Consider the following 19,041-nt stretch of genomic DNA (forward strand, 5'->3'; position numbering starts at 1 on the left):
ATGGTGACTCCTAGGGGAATCGAACCCCTGTTACCACCGTGAAAGGGTGGTGTCTTAACCGCTTGACCAAGGAGCCAAATTGTTATTGGGTAGCTGCCCAATTTGTTTGGCGCTGACCACATAGACTATAATACCTAAATTCATTAAAGGTGTCAACACATTTTTTATAAATTTCTTATTTTTTTATTTTTCTCACCAAATTTTATACTCTAAACAATTATTTTCTAAAAGAATCTCTTATCAGTTTTCACTTTATTAATTCCATATGAACAAGCTTAAATCCTATGTTTTTTTCTTTCTATTTATCTTTTATAAAAACTCAAAAAACTTTATCACTAAGTTATTCATTTTTTATAAAAATATAAAAATTTTTATTTATAAATAAATTCTATAATCTTATAAAATTTATTTTTTATGATTATTCGTAAATTGTTTTTAATAAAAAATTTTTTACTTAATTAATTTTATTATTTAATACATAATACTACTATGTTAAAATTTATTTATCTGATAGCTAACAAATATAAAAGTTTCACTCTATATTTTTAAATAAGGAGATAATTTATCTATGATATATCATGATATAATCATTGTTGGTGGTGGCGCTTCTGGAATAATGTCTGCAATAATTGCAAAAGACTTAGGAAAAGATGTTGCCATCATCGAATCAACTGATCGAATAGGAAAAAAAATTTTAACTACTGGAAATGGTAGATGTAATATTTCAAATTATAATTTTACTTATAAAAATTATAATAGCCAAAATAATGATTTTTTTAATTATTGTTTAAATAATTTTTCAATAGAAGATACAAAAAACTTTTTTTTGTCTTTAGGATTGCCTTTAGTAGAACTAGAAAATGGAAAACTTTATCCACAATCATTGCAAGCATCATCAGTTGTGGATATCTTAAGGTTTTCTTTAGTTGAAAGAGAAATTCCTTTATACACAAATTGCAAAATTAATTTTATACACAAAGATAAAAAATTTAACTTATCCACAACAAATGAAGAATTTCCTTCATTCTCTTGTGGAAAACTTATTTTAGCCTGTGGAGGAAAATCAGCTACTAAAACAGGATCTGATGGTTCTGGTTATAAGTTAGCTAAGTCTCTTGGCCATTCAATTATAGATCCTTTACCTGGAATAGTCCAATTAAAGCTTGATTATCCTTATTTAAAATCTCTTTCAGGAGTAAAGTTTAATGGAAAAGCTTATCTAATTGTGGATAATAAAATTTTAAGAGAAGATGTTGGTGAAATTCTTTTTACTGATTATGGGATATCAGGTCCACCTATACTTCAAATTTCATCTGAAGCCTCAAGAAATTTATATAAGAATAGAAAAGTTGAAATAAAGATAGATATGATGCCTAATTTATCATTAGAAGATGTTGATAACTTTTTGCAAGGACATCTAGCTGTATTCTCTCATAGAAGTATCTCTGATGCCCTAATTGGAATAATTAATAAAAAGTTAATCCCAACATTATTGAAAGATATTGGAGTTAAAGAAATGCACATACCATGTTATGAGCTTGATTGGAAATATAAATCATTATTATCCAAAAGGCTTAAAGAATGGATATTTACTTGCATTGATACAAATGGATTTGGTAATGCTCAGGTTACTGTGGGTGGTATTAATACTATGGATATTAACCCTAAAACTTTAGAGTCAAAAATAGTTTCGAACTTATACTTTTGTGGAGAAATCCTTGATGTTACAGGTGATTGTGGAGGCTTTAACTTACAATGGGCATGGAATTCAGGATTCTTGGTTGGGAATAGCATTTAATGCTATTCCTTTTCCCATGTAGCTTCTAATTTAGTGACTTCCTTACCTTCCTTATTTTTTATAATATGTACTGTTATTAATCTGCCACTAGCTTCTTTTATTATTGTAGCTGATACATTAATAGTCTCTCCATAAATAGTTTCCTTTTCAAAAACTATCTTAAGCCTCTTAATTTGATACTCTTTAATAACTTCTATTGGGACAGATTCAATTGCCCACTCAAGATAATTAACGTTATTTACATGACCATTAGAGTCAATGTCACTATAACGAATATCAAATTTTTTATTATAATCTTCTTTATCAACCTTTATAATATCCTCCATTTCAACCTCTCTATCCATGCCATCCCCATCAGCACCATATAGATTATATTGTTCTTGAGGTATTCTCATAGGACGTCTTCTTTTAAGATTTATTAGGAAAAATAATGCTACACCTTCCCCTAATAATTCTCCCTCTTCACTTTGAATATAGTATTTTCTATATGCATAAAACTTATTAAATCCAATAGGTTCTGTTGTAATTGATATGACATCTCTATAGCTTGGATATTTATATATTTTTATATCATATTTATAGAATACCCATGCATAATTTTTTGCCATCATTTCTTCTATTGTATCACCTAATACTTCTGATTGATTTGTTCCTGCATCACATAAAAAATTTACTATTGATGACAACTTACACTTTAATTTATAATTTGCATCATGATAATTCACTTCATATTTTTTTGTATAACTCTTTGCCATATCATCCCCACTTTCTTTATATTAGTTAAGCTTATTTTATCACAATTATATTTTCTATTTATTATGATAAGCTTCATAATTATAAAAAAGTTGCCTCATTTACTATGAGACAACTTTTTTTATATTATTTATTTAATGCTTCCATTAGTTGATCTAAATTAAGACCATGAACCATAGCTGCTTCTTCTATAGTTTCTGCTTGTGCTGAAGGACATCCAACACAACCCATTCCAAAGCTCATTAATACTTCTGCTTTATTAGGATCAAGTTTAATAACTTCACCTATTGTCATATCCTTGGTTATCATTTAATTCACCTCTTTAATTTTTATATATTAATATTCTTATATAAAAATTATATTTTATACATGAATTAATGTCAAGTAAAATAGTCGGATTTAAAGTTCATCTACTCTCATAGTTTGATCTCTTTTAGGTCCAACTGAAACTATAGATATTTTAGTCTCAGTAAATTCAGCAATTCTCTTTAAATATTTTTTTGCATTTTCAGGTAATTCATTATAACTTCTTGCATCTGCTACTGATTCATCCCAACCATCGAATTCTTCATATATAGGTTCACATTTAGCTAAATCTTCTAAACTAGCAGGAAAATAATCTAACACTTCATTGTTAAATTTGTATCCTACACAAACTTTTATCTTCTCTAAACCAGCTAAAGTATCTATCTTTGTAACAGCAAGTGATGTTAATCCACTAACCCTTTTAGCAGATTTTACAATTACTAAATCAAGCCAACCACATCTTCTCGATCTTCCTGTAGTCACTCCATACTCATGACCTTTTTCTCTTATCCATTCTCCAATTTCATCATTCAATTCTGTAGGAAATGGTCCTTTCCCTACTCTTGTTGTATAAGCCTTAGCTATCCCAACTGCATTTGTAATTAAGTTTGGTCCTATCCCCACTCCATTGCTTACTCCACCAGCAGTAGTGTTTGATGATGTTACATATGGATATGTCCCATGATCTATATCCAATAACATTCCTTGTGCACCTTCAAATAGAACATTCTTATTTGCTCTTATATCATTATACACTTGTACAGATGTATCTTTTACAAAAAGTCTTATTTTCTTTGCGTATTCTTTAAAATCATTTAAAATTTCTTCTACATCAAGGGCTTCTCCACCATACACTTTTGTTATATATGAATTTTTTACAGCTACATTTTCTCTTAACTTTTCCTCAAAAACATCTTCATGTAAAAGATCACAAACTCTTATTCCGCATCTTTCAATTTTGTCTGTGTAACAAGGCCCTATTCCTTTTCCTGTTGTTCCAATATCATTTTTCCCTCTAGCTTCTTCTTTTAACTTATCTAAAAGCTTATGATAAGGCATTATTAAATGCGCTCTATCACTTATTATTAATTTTTCAGGTGTAACTTTAACACCTTCATTTTCTAAATATCCTATCTCTTCAAATAAGGCCTTAGGGTCTACTACAACACCATTTCCAATAACATTTAACTTATCATTATATAGTATGCCTGAAGGTATTAAATGAAGCTTATATTGTCTATCTCCAACTTCTACAGTGTGACCTGCATTATTACCCCCTTGGAACCTAACAACTACCTCTGCTTCTTCTGCAAGATAATCTGTCATCTTACCTTTTCCTTCATCGCCCCATTGAGCTCCTAAAACAATAAATGCTGACATATGCATTGCCTCCTTATGAATTCTCTCCACCTTTCATACTAGCAAAGTGAATTCAATAGGTCAACAATAAGTCGAATATTTTTTTACTTTTTTCAGAAATAATTCGTATAAAATAAATAATTGTGAAAAAGGAATTGAAGCTAATTTACTAACTTCAATTCCCTTAATTCAATTACATTGATTTTGACTTTTCAGCACACTTTATCATAGCTTCTATAATAGAATTCCTAAATCCTTGCTTTTCCAATTCAGTTACTGCATCTATTGTGGTTCCAGCTGGTGAACATACCATATCCTTAAGCTCTCCTGGATGTTTTCCTGTATCCAACACCATCTTAGCTGATCCTAGAACACTTTTAGCTGCCATTTTATAAGCCTTTACTCTAGGAATTCCAAGTTTAACAGATGCATCTGCCATAGCCTCTATAAAAATAAATACATATGCAGGAGATGACCCACATAATGCTATAAATCCATCAAAATCTTTCTCTTCTAATTCAACATAATCTCCAAAACTTTTATAAATTTTGAATACATAATCTAAATCTTCTTCCAATACATTTTTATTAGCACATATCGCCGACATAGCCTCTCCGACAAGTGCTGGAGTATTTGGCATAGTCCTTACAACTTTATAACCTTCTCCAAGCCAATATTCCATATTATTAATAGTTACCCCAGCAGCAATAGTTGTTATTATCTTATCTTTGGATAAGCTATCTTTTATTTCTTCTATAACCTTTTTATAAAGAAATGGCTTTACAGCTAAAATTAATACATCTGCTTGTTCTGCAACTATTTTATTAGATAACGTTGTTTCTACACCAAAATTATTTTTTAGTTTACTTCCAGATTCCTCAGTTTTTGTTGATATAATTAAATCTTCTTTATCTACAAATCCTGATTTAATCAAGCCACCAACCATGGCCCCTCCCATGTTTCCACAACCTATAAATCCTATTTTCTTATTCATTTAAGCCCCCAATCTATGCTATTCATTATTGAACAACATCTAAATTACCAAACTTACTATATTGACCAAGCCAAGCCATTTTAACAGTTCCTACTGGACCATTTCTTTGCTTTGCTATTATACATTCTGCTACACCTTTATCATCTGACTCTTTGTTATAATACTCATCTCTATATAAGAACATAACTACATCAGCATCCTGCTCAATAGACCCTGATTCTCTTAGATCAGATAACATTGGTCTGTGATCTGCTCTTTGCTCTGGAGCACGAGATAGCTGTGATAATGCTATAACTGGACACTCCATTTCCTTAGCCAATGCTTTTATAGATCTTGATATTTCAGATACCTCTTGTTGCCTGTTTTCTGTTGATGATCCTGACATTAATTGAAGATAGTCTATTAGTATTAAATCAATACCATGTTCCATCTTTATTCTTCTACATTTAGATCTCATTTCCATTACTGAGACTCCAGCAGTATCATCTATGTATATCTTAGCTTTTGATAACGGGCCTGTTGCTCTAGCTATATTCTCCCAGTCCCTATCATCAAGCTCCCCTGTTCTAAGGCTAAGCATATCTACATTAGCCTCTGAACATAATAATTTATATGCAAGCTGTTGCTTTGGCATTTCTAAAGAAAATATCACTACACTCTTACCTGATCTAAGCGCTGCATGTTCTGCAATATTGAGTGCAAAAGTTGTTTTTCCCATTGAAGGTCTTGCTGCAATAAGTACCATATCACCCTTCTGAAATCCTGAAGTTTTTTCATCTAAATCTTTTATTCCAGAACTTACTCCTGTAACTTCTCCCTTATTGTTAAACAACCTTTCTATTTCAATAAATCCTCTTTCTAGTACAACACTTAAAGATTCAAAATCATTTGTAGTTTTCTTTTCAGCTATATCAAATATCTTCTTTTCAGCTTGATCTAATACTGCTTCTACTTCTCCTTGTTTATTATAACTATCTTCTATGATTTTAGTAGATGCCTTTATTAACTTCCTTAACAAGGATTTATCTTCTACAATCTTTATATATGAAGAAAGGTTCGCTGTAGTAGGAACTGAAGAACTTACTTCTGTAATATAAGTTACTCCACCTGCATTCTCTAATTGATCATTGGATTTTAAATATTCTAGTAAGGTTACAAGATCTACAGCCATATCTTCCTTAAACATTTCAAATATAGCTTTATAAATTATTTTATGTCCTTCCCTATAAAAATCATTCTCTACTAATTTTCCTGTAACTTCTGCTATTGCATTTTTATCTATAATCATAGATCCAATTACAGATTGTTCAGCCTCTATACTATGTGGTAAACTTCTCATTGTCGAAGTCTCCAAGAGTACCCCTCCATTCTAATTTTCTAATACTATTTCTATTAATTCATCTATCTTACTTACTGCTTTTACTTCTATATCTTTTAATCCTGTTGGAATTTCATTTTCATTATCTTTAGGAACTAGTACTAACTTAATTCCTTTTCTTCTTGCTCCATATACCTTTTCAAATATTCCACCTACAGGCTTTATATTACCTCTTAATGATATTTCTCCTGTAATAGCTACATCTTGCCTTATTCCTTTACCTAATAATGCACTAATTACACATACAGTAATAGCAGCTCCAGCTGAAGGTCCATCTATTTTACCTCCCCCAATTACATTAACATGAATATCAAAGTCTCTTATATCTTTATCTGTAATCTTTCTAATTACAGATGCTGCATTAAATACAGAATCTTTTGCCATAGACCCTGCAGTTTCATTAAATCTAACTGTTCCAGCACCTTTTTTCTTTGCTTCAAAAACAGCAGCTTCTATTTCTATAGTAGATCCTAAGAATCCACTTACTCCAAGTCCATAAATATGACCAATTTCAAATTCATTCTCATCATCTACTCTTTCAAATGGAACATATCTACCTATGGATATAACTTCTTCAACATCCTCTAATTTAATTTGGATTTCTTCTACTACAGATTTCTTTTTATATAATGCAAGCCCATAAGCATCAGTTAAGATATTAACAGCCTTTCTACCTTCTATGGTATATCTACTTATTAATTCAGCTACTCCATCTTCTAATTTTACATTTAACTTATGTGCTGCATTTTCCACAATTTCTTTAATATCTGTTGCTGATAACGGTTCAAAAAATACTTCAGTACATCTTGATCTTAATGCAGGATTAATATCCTTAGGTTCTCTTGTAGTTGCTCCAATTAATACAAAATCAGCTGGAGCACCTTTATCAAAAAGATATTTTATATATTTAGGTGTATTTTCATCATCTGGATCATAATATGAAGATGAAAATTCTACCCTTTTATCTTCTAATACCTTTAATAATTTATTTTGCAGTATATTATCTAATTCTCCTATTTCATCAATAAATAATATTCCGCCATGTGCCTCTGTAACTAATCCTGGTTTTGGCTCTGGAACACCTATATCTGCTAAATCTCTCTTGCTTCCTTGATATATTGGATCATGTACAGATCCTAAAAGTGGATTTGTAATTTCTCTTGGATCCCATCTTAAAGTTGTTCCATCTACCTCAACAAACTTCGATTCATCATCAAAAGGTGTAAAATCAAATTTTTTTGTTTCTTTTAATGCTAATCTTGCCGCAGTTGTCTTTCCTACTCCAGGAGGTCCATATAATATTATATGTTGAGGATATGGTGATGATAGCTTAGAAATAAGTGATTTTACTGCTCTTTCTTGCCCAACTATTTCATATAACTCTTCTGGTCTCAAAAAGCTCATTATATTTTTATTAGTTACCTTTTCATCTAAGTTAACTAATTCATCATATTTTTTCTTTGTCTTATTATTTTCGCTTCCTTTTTGCTTCTTTATAACAGACAATTTTATTTCATCTATATATTTTTCTTGTCTTTCTATTATTGACTGTTCAACTTTAGACTCTATTTTACTTTGTACATATCTCCTAGCTATACATTCAGCAATAAAATCAACTGTATCTTCTAACACCTTATCTATTTCATCAGTTGTTGGAACAGCTTCTATTCCTTTTCCATCAGATGCAATTACATTTAATGCATATATCCTTTCACAGATATTAGGTGAAGTTAAATGCTTCTGTAGTTTATATTTAACGGTTCTAGCTCTTACAGCTCCTTTATCCAATGAATTTTCTAAAATTTCAAATAATACATTTACTTGTGATTCTTGTGTTAAATCACCATTTAAAATATCTTGTAAAAAATTTACGTCATCTTTAAAATTCACTAACTCTCCTCCTTATTATTGTGGAACAATAATAACTTTCATTTTAGTTGATACTTCTGGATATAATTTAACTTCTATTTCATATTCTCCAGAAACCTTTATTGTATCCATAACAATTTTTTTCTTATCTACTGTAACTTTGTATTGTGTTTTTATTAATTCTGCTACATCTTTACTAGTGATAGCTCCAAATAGTTTTCCATTTTCACCAGTCTTACTTTTTATATTTATAACTTTTCCCTTTAATTCTCCTGCTAACTTTTGAGCTGCTTCAATTTCTGCAAGTTTTTGTTTTCTTTCATTTTCCTTTTTATTATTTAAAATGTGAAGATTTGATTCAGTAGCTTCTTGAGCTAATTTCCTTGGAAATAAAAAGTTTCTTGCATATCCATCTGATGTGTTTATTACATCTCCTTTTTTACCTATATTCTTAACATCTTGTAATAAAATTACTTTCATATCTATTCACCTATCCTTAAATATTTTGATATTGCTACCTCTAAAACTTCTTGAGCTTCCTTTATAGTATACCTATCTAATCTAGCTCCTGCTATATTCATATGACCACCACCACCAAGAGCTTCTAGTACAACCTGTACATTTATATCTCCCAAAGACCTACCACTTATATAAATATTACCATCTATTTCTGCAAGAACAAAACATGCTAAAATCCCTGATATATTTAATAATTCATCTGCTGCCTTTGCAACAATTACTGTATCTACACTTTTGGGACAAACTGCTATAGCTGTACTTTTTTCTTTATCAACTTTTGCTGCCTTAATTGTTTCTGCTATAGCTAGATAGTCTTCCAAATTATCTGTAAACATTTTTTTTACTTCTACAGTATCTGCTCCCTCATTTCTTAAAAATGATGCAGCTTCAAATGTCCTAACTCCAGTTTTAAATGAAAAACCTTTAGTATCCATAACTATTCCTGCCATAAGGCCTTCTGCATCTTCTTTAGATAATTGAGGTTTATCTACTATGTATTGAATAATCTCAGTAATCATTTCAGATGTAGAAGAAGCATATACTTCAATATAGTTTAACATAGCTCCTTCTATTATGTCTGGACTTCTTCTGTGATGATCTATTATTACTTTTCTCTTTACCTTTTCTATAATATCAAGATTGCTAACATAACTTCTATTATGAACATCTACTATTATTACCAAAGTATTATTATCAATATTTTTATTAGCCTCTTCAGCAGAAATAAAAACATTGTTATATTTCTCATTTTTGCTTAATCTCTCTAAAAAATAGTCAATAGGATTTATATCATCATTCAATACTATATTGCAATTTTTCCCGAGCTGTCTTATTACTGAAGATAATGCAACTGCTGATCCAAAACAATCCATATCCGGATTATTGTGTCCTATTATGAATACATTACTGCTATCATATATTAACTCTTTTAATGCATGCGAAACTACTCTAGCTCTTACTCTGGTTCTCTTCTCTATTTCTTTGGTATTTCCTCCAAAAAACTTTATGTCTTCATTGCTTTTAATTACTACTTGGTCTCCACCACGTCCTAACGCCAGTTCTTTAGCAACAGTTGCAAAAGTATTATTTTCATAAGGAGATACTCCACCTCTCCCAATTCCTACACTAAGAGTTAATTCCATTTTATTTCCTTTATTTATCTTGGATATTTCATCTAAGATTTTAAACTTATTTTTAACCTCATCTTCAATGTATTTATCTTGAACCGATAACACATATTTATTAGTATCATATTTTTTTATCATAGCTCCAATTTTTTGAGCATAAGAATTTATTTTTCTTTCTACTTCTGCTACTACTAAAGGTCTATCTCCTTCATCTGTTACATCCAGAACTTCACTTAAATTATCTACTTCTACAAGAACTATCCCTTCTCGTAAATCTTCTTTTGATGATTGTACTTCAATTAAATCTGTTACATCATTAAAATAAATTAATTTAAATTTTTCATTTCCCTTTACAATATTACTGCAACTTATATCATAAAGTGTATTATTAAAATTTAATCTCTGATTATTTAAAACCTTTCCTTTAAATAATTTATCTACATTTATTTCTCTTACTATACCAGTAATATTATTTCCAACTTGAGATACTCCCTTGTTCAAATTTTTAAAATTTAAATTATCCCATACTATATCTCCAAATTCATTTGTTAAAACTACAGGAATACTTAAGTTGCAAAAATTTTCAGACAAGCTTTTATCTAAGTAATCAGTAAATTCTTCATTGTCCTTACTTTTATCTTTATATTCCTTAATGAGTAAGAAATTATCCAACAAATATAATATTAATATCACAGTACCTACTGATTTGATTTCATAATACCAACAAAACATTATTATTATGATTAGAATTAATTGCTTAAGATATGGCTGTTCTATTATTTTTTTCATACATAGCCTCCCATGATATCACTCTTTTCTATTGCCTATATAATTCTTTAATTCACTGAGGCTTTTTCCCTCTCTTTCCACTTCATCTTCAGCCCTTATTCCCATATCTAATTTATTTTTCATAACATGATCTATTTCAGGTAAAGAGTAACCAAGTTTTCTACCTAATACATAAAGAATTATTATAGCTCCAGATATACAGTCTAATATTGCATCTTGAGCAACATTGCTTCCTTTTGTTAATAATCTAAAAAATTCTCCAACAGTACAAAGTAGTTGAGCCTTCAAGTTTTCTATAATTTTCACATTGGCCATAATATTAAGTTCCCTATGCTTCATTCCATCCACTCCTATTTTTCTTTGTATATATATTGTAATTTTTTTTGTGAAGTAATGCAACAATAGTTCCTCTGTTTTTACATATATTGTAATAGTATTTTTTATAACAAAAAAAACCTCTGATATATATCAGAGGCTCCATTGTTACTATTCAGTTGTGAATGGTAATAATGCTATGTTTCTTGATCTCTTAACTGCATCAGTTAATTGTCTTTGGTGCTTTGCACATGTTCCTGAAATTCTTCTTGGTAATATCTTACCTCTTTCAGTAACATACTTTCTTAGCTTAGCAACATCTTTGTAATCTATATTTTCAGCCTTATCTACGCAAAAAGCACATACTTTTCTCTTAGATCTTCTCATCTTACCGCCTGGTCTTCTGCTATCTCTCATGATATTTACCTCCTTACCTTGATTTTTAGAATGGCATATCTCCATCATCTACAGGAGTTATGTCGTCATTAAAGCTTCCACCACTGAACGCATCGTTCGCTGGCTTAGCTGAATAATCAGCATTGTCATATCCACCGTTGAATGAATCAGCATTATCTCTACCACCATTAGAACCAATAAACTCAAAGCTTTCTACAGCAACATCTGTAGTATATCTTTTTGTTCCATCTTGAGCATCATAGCTTCCTGTTCTAATACTTCCAGTAACAGCAATTTGCCTACCTTTAGTTAAGTATTGAGATATTGTTTCAGCAGTTTTACCAAATGCTACGCAATTAATAAAATCTGTTTCATCTTTTTTGAATTGTCTGTTTATAGCTACAGTGAATCTACTAACAGCAGTTCCACTACCTGCAGCAAACCTTAATTCTGGATCTTTTGTAAGTCTTCCTATAAGAACAACCTTATTCATTACAATTCCTCCAATTATGCTTCTTCTTTAACGATAATATGTCTGATAACTCCATCAGTGATTCTGAATATTCTATCTAATTCTCTTGGTAATTCTGGACCAGCAGTAAAGTTAACTAATGTATAGTAACCTTCGTTTACTTTTGCAATTTCATAAGCAAGTTTTCTCTTACCCCAGAAATCAACATTTTCAACAGTTCCGCCACCATTTTCTATTACACCCTTAAACTTTTCGATGTTAACTTTAACAGTTTCTTCATCAAATGATGGGCTTAGTATGAATATAGTTTCGTACTTTCTCATCTATTTCACCTCCTCCCCTCGGACTAACGGCTGTGCTTTACACAGCAGGGATTTCAATTTATTATTTTACCATCTTATAATACATTTTTCAAGTATTTTATTATGTTTCGCTTCTAATTATTTTTTTTGCTCCCTTAACAAATTTTGATCTTGGTATCATAACTATCCTTCCACAACCAGTACACTTTATTTTTATATCTGCCCCTAATCTTATTACTTCAAACTCATAACTTCCACAAGGATGTTGTTTTTTCATTTCAACTACATCACCCAAATCAAAATTTTCTATCATCTTTACCCCTCCTAATATATTTATTCTACTTTAGAACTTGGAACTTTAATTCCATATTCATCTAAAGAATCTTTTATATTTTTTCTTAACTTTCTTTCCATTCCTCCTTGTTTAAGTGGTTTGCAACTTCCAGAAACTCTTATTATTAAATTAGCCTTTGATAGACTCATTGAATTTATTCCTAACACTTCAACTGGCGCTACAACATCTTCATTTTCTTCTTCAAACTTTTTAGCTACCTTGGATATTATACTAATTATTTCATCAGTATCCTCTTCATATGCTACTTCAATATCTACAGTAAATTTTGAATTTCCCTTAGAATGATTTGTTATTTGTACTATTGACCCATTTGGTATAAGATGTATCCCCCCACTAAAATCTCTTATTGATGTAGTTCTTATTCCTATTGTCTCAACTATTCCTGAGAAATTACCAATAGTAATATGATCTCCTACCCCATATTGATCTTCAAATAGAATGAATAATCCATTAATAACATCCTTTACAAGGCTTTGTGCTCCAAAACCTAAGGCAACACCACCTACACTAGCCACTGCAACTGGCATTCCACCAAAAAAGTCTGTAGCTATTATAGAAATCCCTATAAAATAAGTTGTATACCTTAAGATGCTCTTCATAACACCTCCTATAGTCCTTGCTTTCTGATTATCCATACTAAATCTTGCATTACTTTTAATTTGTTGATCTACAAACTTGTTTATGATTCTCTTTCCAATTTTTATAACTAAACACATTAATATTAATATTATTATTATACGTAATACCCTAAGAGCAACATTTTCTACTTGCTGTATAGTAAAAGGGATTCCCCATATATTTATTGTTCCATCTTCCCAATTTAAACTTATCTGCATTTTTATCTCCTAACTTAAATCAATTTAAAGCCATCTTTATCTTTTTTGTATACATTCTTATATTCAACTATTTTATTTTTTATTACATCCATTACTTGATTTTCTTTTTCAAGCCTAGTACATATTCCACAACTTCGAGTTATTGAAGTTGGAGTTGGCATTATTCTAAAATCAAAATTTAATTCGCTTAATTTTTTTTCTGCTATCATAGCATCATGTGTATTTTTATAAACAATTATATAATATTCCATATATTCCTCCTAAACGTATAGTTGTACATTTTTATTATATATTATTTTTATATTTAATAAAGATATCTTAATAATTATAATAAAAAATACTTTCTCAATTCTTACTTTTGTATTATTATTTTTACAATGGTGTTTATTTTAGTAAAAAAATTATAGAAGGTGTTTTATGAATATATATTTAGATAATGCTAGCACATCTTTTCCTAAACCTAAAAGTGTGGTAGATTCAATTTATGATTATCTTGTTAATGTAGGAGGTAATGCTAATAGGTCTAATTATTCTAATTCTTTAGATAGTAGTAGAAAACTTTTATCAGCTCGGGAGAATATTGCTGATTTTTTCAATTTTAATAAAGCTGAAAATGTTATTTTTACAAACAATATAACTTCTTCACTTAATATGTTAATTAGAGGAACTCTAACGTCTGGTGATCATGTCATCACTTCAACAATGGAACATAATTCAGTCCTGAGACCTTTAAACGACCTTAAGCAACTAGGCATAGATGTTGATTTTGTTCAAGCTAATAATATGGGGTTTATTATTCCAGAAGATATTGAGAATATGATTAAACCTAATACAAAAATGTGTATTATTTCTCATGCTTCAAATGTTACTGGTTCAATTCAAAATATTAAGTCTATTGGTAGTATTTGTTGCAAGTATAATATATTTTTTATTATCGATTCTGCTCAATCAGCTGGTGTATTGGATATTGATATAAATGAAATAAATGCTAGTGCTATTGCGTTTACTGGACATAAAAGCTTATTTGGGCCTCAAGGCATAGGAGGTTTTATAATTGATGATAAACTAAATTCAGAATGTTCTCCTACATTTAGTGGTGGAACTGGTAGTTTATCTTATTCACTAGAACAACCTACCTTTCTACCTGATAAATTTGAATCTGGTACAATGAACATGCCTGGGATTGTTGGTTTATCTACAGGCATAGATTTCATTAAAAATACAGGAATCAATACAATAAAAGAAAAAGTAAGCTATCTTCGTTCTATTCTTCTTGATGGTATATTAAATATTAAAAACTTTGAAGTTTATGGTGATTTGAATAATATTAATTCAACAACTTGCTTGTCTATAAACAATACTAATTTGGATCCTTCTGAACTATCTTATTTATTAGACATTAATGGTATAAAAACGAGATCTGGATTGCATTGTGCTCCATTAGCTCACAAATCTATTGGAACATATCCAGCAGGAGCAGTTAGATTAAGTTTGAGTTATTTTAATTCAAAAGAAGATATATATAATACTCTTAATATACTTAACAAAGTAGAAGAAAATTTATAAATTACTGCATAACAACCTTCTTTAGTGGAAATAATTTTCAATAGAGGAGGTTGTATTATGAGTACATGTTTTAATGTTGATTCTACTGAACCTGATTCATTTATTAAAATCAGAGATTATTTATATAATGAACTTAAACCTATTATAAAATCTAATAGAAACATAATTTTCTTATGCATAGGAACTGATAGATCAACTGGTGATTCATTAGGACCTTTAATTGGTTATAAATTGAGATATCTTAAGAAAAAAAACTTCTATATTTATGGTAACCTAGCAAATCCAATTCACTCTAAAAACATAGAAATTATTATTAATAGGATATATGAAAATTTTGAAAATCCTTTTATAATTGCAATTGATGCTTGCTTAGGAAGTTTTCAGAATATAGGAAAAATATTTATTGATAAAGTTCCATTACATCCTGGATTAGCTGTTAATAAAAATCTTCCACCAATTGGTGATATGAGCATAACTGGTATTGTTAATATATCTGGTAGTTTTGAATTTATGGTTTTACAAAACACAAAATTATATACAGTAATGACTTTAGCTGATTGTGTGTCTTCTGGAATATATCACTTTATTTTAAAATCATCAGGTAATAATAACTCATCAGCACAAGATGTCCAAGAAATCATTACTTTTCCTAATATATAATATAAAAAGGAAAAGCAAAAGAGATGGATTAAATCCATCTCTTTTATTTTTTTCTTTTATTATTTGCTTCATTTAATACATATACTTCTTCTTCTGAAAGATCATATCTTGATATTCCTTTATCAATAGGTTTAGCATAAGTAGTACTTTCCTGTCTTCCATAAATCCCTGTTAGCATTACTCCATCATTATTTCCATCCAAAATAGCTACTGAAAAACTTAAATCACTTCCAACATCTTCAAAAGCTTTATATCTCATTATTGCAACTTTTTGCACACAATCTTTTATTTTTTCTCTCATACTATCACATCTATCTAATGCTTCCTTTGAGTTTTTATTTGCTTTCTCAATGCTCTCTAATTCATTAATTAATAGTTCTTCTAAGTTTTTATTAGAAGTTCCTCTCATTAACTTTCTATATCTATTTTCTAATCTATTCACTGCTTTCAATAAAACTATCACCAATATAAATAATAGTAGTATAATTACTGACATTCCTACTATGACATATGGAACATAATCATTAAAATTACTTATAATACTTTCCAAAACGATTTTCATCCTTTCATAAAATGTTTCACGTGAAACATTTATACATTAATTATATCTAATATCCTCTGAAGATCTTCTTCAGAATAATATTCTATTTCAATTTTACCTTTATTATTTTTGCTACTTAAATTAACCTTTGTTCCAAAATAATCTTGTAGTTTATCCCTCACATCTTTATAATATGGATTTAATTCATTTTTATTACTACTATTATCTTTTTCTTTTGCATTAATACCATTTAAAAAATTCTTAACTAATTTTTCTAATTCTCTAACAGAAAGATTCTCATCAATAACCTTTTGAGCCATTTCATATTGTAAATCACCATCTAATATTCCCAATAAAGTCCTTCCATGACCTTCTGAAATGACACCTTCTATAATATATTGTTGAACTCTACTATCTAAGTTGATTAGTCTCATATTATTGGTTATTGCTGTTCTCGATTTGCCAATTCTCTTACTTAATTCTTCTTGTGTAATATTAAAATCATTTAATAACTTTTTATATGCTAAAGCTTCTTCAATTGGATTTAAATCTTGACGTTGAATATTTTCAATTAGAGATATTTCTAATACCTGTTTATCTGTTAAATCCATTACTATTGCAGGAACTTCTTTTAAGCCTAAAATTTTAGCAGCACGCCATCTTCTTTCTCCAGCTACTATTATGTAATCCTTACCTTGTTGTTTCAATATCAATGGTTGAATTATACCATGGTGCTTAATAGACTCAGCTAATTCAACAATTTTATCATTATCAAATGTTTTTCTTGGTTGATCACTATTGCTTTTAATTTTATTTAATGAAATTAATAAACTATTTGATGACTCTTCATTTTGAACATCATCTGGAATAAGTGCTCCAAGCCCCTTTCCCAAAGCAAATTTTTTACTCATAAAACCCACCTATAAATTCTGCCTTTCTAAAAATTCTTTTGTAAAGTTTAGATAAGCTTCAGCCCCTTTGCATTTCTCATCATATAGCATAATAGGAAGTCCAAAACTTGGAGATTCAGCTAATCTAATATTTCTTGGAATAGTGTTCTTAAACATCAATTCATTAAAATATTTTTCTACTTCCTTATACACCTCATTACTTAAATTAGTACGATAATCATACATTGTCATTAAGACCCCTTCAATTTCCAAATCCTTATTCAATGATTTCTTTACTAATTGTATTGTATTAACCAGTTGACTTACCCCTTCTAATGCATAGAATTCACATTGTATTGGAATAAGAACTGAATTACAACATGTTAGTGCATTAATGGTCAAAACACCTAGTGAAGGAGGACAATCTATAAATACAAAGTCATACTCAGAACCAACTTCATTTATCTTGTTAATAAGAATTTGCTCTCTATTCTCTCTTCCTATCATTTCAACTTCTGCACCTGCCAACTCCATAGTTGATGGTGCTATTGATAAATTCTGAATTAAATCACTCTTTATAACAACATCTCTAAGTTTTATATCTGAAGTTAATACATCATACATAGATAACTCTAGATTTTTCTTGTCTAATCCTAGCCCACTAGTAGTATTTCCTTGGGGATCTATATCTAAAGTTAAAACCTTATACCCTTCCATCGCTAAATAGGAACATAAATTAATATTAGTGGTTGTTTTTCCAACGCCACCTTTTTGGTTAAATATACAAACTACCTTCATATATAGAGCTCTAAATATTAGAGCTACACCCCCTCTCCATATTAATATTATATATATAAATGTATAATATTAAAAGAAATTTTAGAAAAAAAAGTAGTATTATATACTTCTAATAAATATAATACTACTGAATAAAATTTATTTTTTATTTTTGGGAATATTCACTGTTATTTGTATGTATTCATCTTTTTCATCAAATTTATATGCAGCAGGTATATTAAACTTATCAAATACTTGTTTTATTGTGTTAACGTATAGTTTTGCTGGAAAAACAGATTTAACTTTCTCTTTCCCTTTTCCGTTTAATTGTTTACCTGCAAGTTTTAATAATTCTTTATTTATAAGTTCTTCTGTTTTTTTTACATTTAATCCTTTACTTATAACCACTTCAACTATCTTTAATTGAAGTTCCTCATCTGGTACACTTAACAATGCTCTTGCATGTCTTTCTGTAAGTTCATTTTCTAAACATAAACTTCTAACTTTTGAAGATAATTTTAACAATCTTAATTTATTAGCTATTGTTGATTGCTTTTTTCCCATTTTTGTAGCTATTTCTTCTTGAGTAAAATTATGATCTTGAATTAAATTATAATATGCTTCTGCTTCTTCAACAAAATTTAGATCTTCCCTTTGAAGATTTTCTAATAAAGCAATTTGTGCTGATTTTGTATCTGAAATATCAACTACTGCACAAGGTACTTCAAATAATCCTGCTAATCTGGATGCTCTCCAACGTCTTTCTCCAGCAACAAGCTCAAAAATTTCTCCTCTTTTTCTAACAGTTAAAGGTTGTATTATTCCATGTTCTTTAATTGATTGTGAAAGTTCCATTAATGCTTCTTCTTTAAAATATTTTCGTGGCTGATACATATTAGGAATTATATCATCAATCTTTACCATAATTATTTCATTACTCATATTACCCAAACCACCCTTATCCTTTACATATTCATCTATGTATAAATTCTATAATATTTACTTTTTTCCTTCTTTTTACATTTGCTTTTTCAGCAAC

At 29.4% G+C, this 19,041-nt stretch carries 22 protein-coding genes and 1 tRNA gene; 3 read left to right on the plus strand and 20 right to left on the minus strand.

What is annotated here, in order from left to right:
- Nucleotide 1: 1 nt before the first annotated feature.
- Nucleotides 2-76 (minus strand) — tRNA-Glu (locus NNC19_RS19690).
- A 492-nt stretch (nt 77-568) separates the two neighbouring features.
- Here NNC19_RS19690 and NNC19_RS19695 point away from each other — a divergent pair.
- Nucleotides 569-1,798, plus strand: a complete 1,230-nt coding sequence (locus NNC19_RS19695; RefSeq protein ID WP_310940404.1) for an NAD(P)/FAD-dependent oxidoreductase — start codon at nt 569-571, stop codon at nt 1,796-1,798.
- 2 nt (nt 1,799-1,800) lie between these two features.
- Here NNC19_RS19695 and NNC19_RS19700 read toward each other — a convergent pair whose 3' ends face one another.
- From NNC19_RS19700 to NNC19_RS19770, 15 genes are all read right to left on the minus strand, one after another.
- Nucleotides 1,801-2,553, minus strand: coding sequence for an acyl-ACP thioesterase domain-containing protein (locus NNC19_RS19700; protein ID WP_310940405.1), 753 nt, complete (start codon nt 2,551-2,553; stop codon nt 1,801-1,803).
- A 124-nt stretch (nt 2,554-2,677) separates the two neighbouring features.
- On the minus strand, nt 2,678-2,860 hold the full coding sequence (locus NNC19_RS19705; RefSeq protein WP_310940406.1) for a DUF1858 domain-containing protein: 183 nt from the start codon (nt 2,858-2,860) through the stop codon (nt 2,678-2,680).
- A 90-nt stretch (nt 2,861-2,950) separates the two neighbouring features.
- A complete protein-coding gene (locus NNC19_RS19710; protein WP_310940407.1) occupies nt 2,951-4,237 on the minus strand; it encodes an adenylosuccinate synthase in 1,287 nt (428 codons plus the stop codon).
- 172 nt (nt 4,238-4,409) lie between these two features.
- Nucleotides 4,410-5,210 (minus strand): pyrroline-5-carboxylate reductase, encoded by an 801-nt coding sequence (proC, locus tag NNC19_RS19715; RefSeq protein WP_310940408.1) that lies wholly within the window; start codon nt 5,208-5,210, stop codon nt 4,410-4,412.
- Between the two features lie 25 nt (nt 5,211-5,235).
- Nucleotides 5,236-6,564: a replicative DNA helicase gene (locus NNC19_RS19720; protein WP_310940409.1), complete on the minus strand. Its 1,329-nt coding sequence runs from the start codon at nt 6,562-6,564 to the stop codon at nt 5,236-5,238.
- A gap of 15 nt (nt 6,565-6,579) precedes the next feature.
- On the minus strand, nt 6,580-8,478 hold the full coding sequence (gene lonC / locus NNC19_RS19725) for a Lon family ATP-dependent protease (RefSeq protein WP_310940410.1): 1,899 nt from the start codon (nt 8,476-8,478) through the stop codon (nt 6,580-6,582).
- Nucleotides 8,479-8,493: 15 nt separating this feature from the next.
- A complete protein-coding gene (gene rplI / locus NNC19_RS19730) occupies nt 8,494-8,937 on the minus strand; it encodes a 50S ribosomal protein L9 (RefSeq protein WP_310940411.1) in 444 nt (147 codons plus the stop codon).
- A gap of 2 nt (nt 8,938-8,939) precedes the next feature.
- Nucleotides 8,940-10,892: a DHH family phosphoesterase gene (locus tag NNC19_RS19735; protein ID WP_310940412.1), complete on the minus strand. Its 1,953-nt coding sequence runs from the start codon at nt 10,890-10,892 to the stop codon at nt 8,940-8,942.
- Nucleotides 10,893-10,910: 18 nt separating this feature from the next.
- Nucleotides 10,911-11,231, minus strand: a complete 321-nt coding sequence (locus NNC19_RS19740) for a MazG-like family protein (protein WP_310940413.1) — start codon at nt 11,229-11,231, stop codon at nt 10,911-10,913.
- A gap of 147 nt (nt 11,232-11,378) precedes the next feature.
- A complete protein-coding gene (rpsR, locus tag NNC19_RS19745) occupies nt 11,379-11,624 on the minus strand; it encodes a 30S ribosomal protein S18 (RefSeq protein ID WP_310940414.1) in 246 nt (81 codons plus the stop codon).
- Nucleotides 11,625-11,649: 25 nt separating this feature from the next.
- Nucleotides 11,650-12,096, minus strand: coding sequence for a single-stranded DNA-binding protein (locus NNC19_RS19750; protein ID WP_310940415.1), 447 nt, complete (start codon nt 12,094-12,096; stop codon nt 11,650-11,652).
- 14 nt (nt 12,097-12,110) lie between these two features.
- A complete protein-coding gene (gene rpsF, locus NNC19_RS19755; RefSeq protein WP_310940416.1) occupies nt 12,111-12,398 on the minus strand; it encodes a 30S ribosomal protein S6 in 288 nt (95 codons plus the stop codon).
- A 100-nt stretch (nt 12,399-12,498) separates the two neighbouring features.
- Nucleotides 12,499-12,690: a DUF951 domain-containing protein gene (locus NNC19_RS19760; RefSeq protein WP_310940417.1), complete on the minus strand. Its 192-nt coding sequence runs from the start codon at nt 12,688-12,690 to the stop codon at nt 12,499-12,501.
- 20 nt (nt 12,691-12,710) lie between these two features.
- Nucleotides 12,711-13,568 carry a mechanosensitive ion channel family protein gene (locus NNC19_RS19765; protein ID WP_310940418.1) on the minus strand — a complete coding sequence of 286 codons (858 nt, stop codon included), beginning with the start codon at nt 13,566-13,568 and terminating at the stop codon, nt 12,711-12,713.
- Nucleotides 13,569-13,582: 14 nt separating this feature from the next.
- Complete coding sequence (locus tag NNC19_RS19770; RefSeq protein ID WP_310940419.1) at nt 13,583-13,819, minus strand: DUF3343 domain-containing protein; 237 nt, start codon at nt 13,817-13,819, stop codon at nt 13,583-13,585.
- 166 nt (nt 13,820-13,985) lie between these two features.
- Here NNC19_RS19770 and NNC19_RS19775 point away from each other — a divergent pair, with 166 nt between their 5' ends.
- On the plus strand, nt 13,986-15,134 hold the full coding sequence (locus NNC19_RS19775) for an aminotransferase class V-fold PLP-dependent enzyme (RefSeq protein ID WP_310940420.1): 1,149 nt from the start codon (nt 13,986-13,988) through the stop codon (nt 15,132-15,134).
- Nucleotides 15,135-15,191: 57 nt separating this feature from the next.
- Nucleotides 15,192-15,794 carry a spore protease YyaC gene (gene yyaC, locus NNC19_RS19780; protein ID WP_310940421.1) on the plus strand — a complete coding sequence of 201 codons (603 nt, stop codon included), beginning with the start codon at nt 15,192-15,194 and terminating at the stop codon, nt 15,792-15,794.
- Between the two features lie 43 nt (nt 15,795-15,837).
- On the opposite strand, the gene NNC19_RS19785 is transcribed toward yyaC, so the two are convergent.
- The 4 genes from NNC19_RS19785 to noc all read right to left on the minus strand — a co-directional run bounded on the left by NNC19_RS19785 (nt 15,838) and on the right by noc (nt 18,944).
- Nucleotides 15,838-16,344, minus strand: a complete 507-nt coding sequence (locus tag NNC19_RS19785; RefSeq protein WP_310940422.1) for a DUF4446 family protein — start codon at nt 16,342-16,344, stop codon at nt 15,838-15,840.
- A gap of 41 nt (nt 16,345-16,385) precedes the next feature.
- Nucleotides 16,386-17,246 carry a ParB/RepB/Spo0J family partition protein gene (locus NNC19_RS19790; RefSeq protein WP_310940423.1) on the minus strand — a complete coding sequence of 287 codons (861 nt, stop codon included), beginning with the start codon at nt 17,244-17,246 and terminating at the stop codon, nt 16,386-16,388.
- A 9-nt stretch (nt 17,247-17,255) separates the two neighbouring features.
- Nucleotides 17,256-18,023: a ParA family protein gene (locus NNC19_RS19795; protein WP_310940424.1), complete on the minus strand. Its 768-nt coding sequence runs from the start codon at nt 18,021-18,023 to the stop codon at nt 17,256-17,258.
- Between the two features lie 138 nt (nt 18,024-18,161).
- The gene (noc, locus tag NNC19_RS19800; RefSeq protein ID WP_310940425.1) at nt 18,162-18,944 is read right to left on the minus strand and encodes a nucleoid occlusion protein; all 783 of its coding nucleotides are present in this window, start codon (nt 18,942-18,944) and stop codon (nt 18,162-18,164) included.
- Nucleotides 18,945-19,041 lie beyond the last annotated feature (97 nt).

This window comes from Clostridium sp. SHJSY1, from assembly GCF_031626875.1.
Lineage (GTDB): Bacteria > Bacillota > Clostridia > Clostridiales > Clostridiaceae > Clostridium.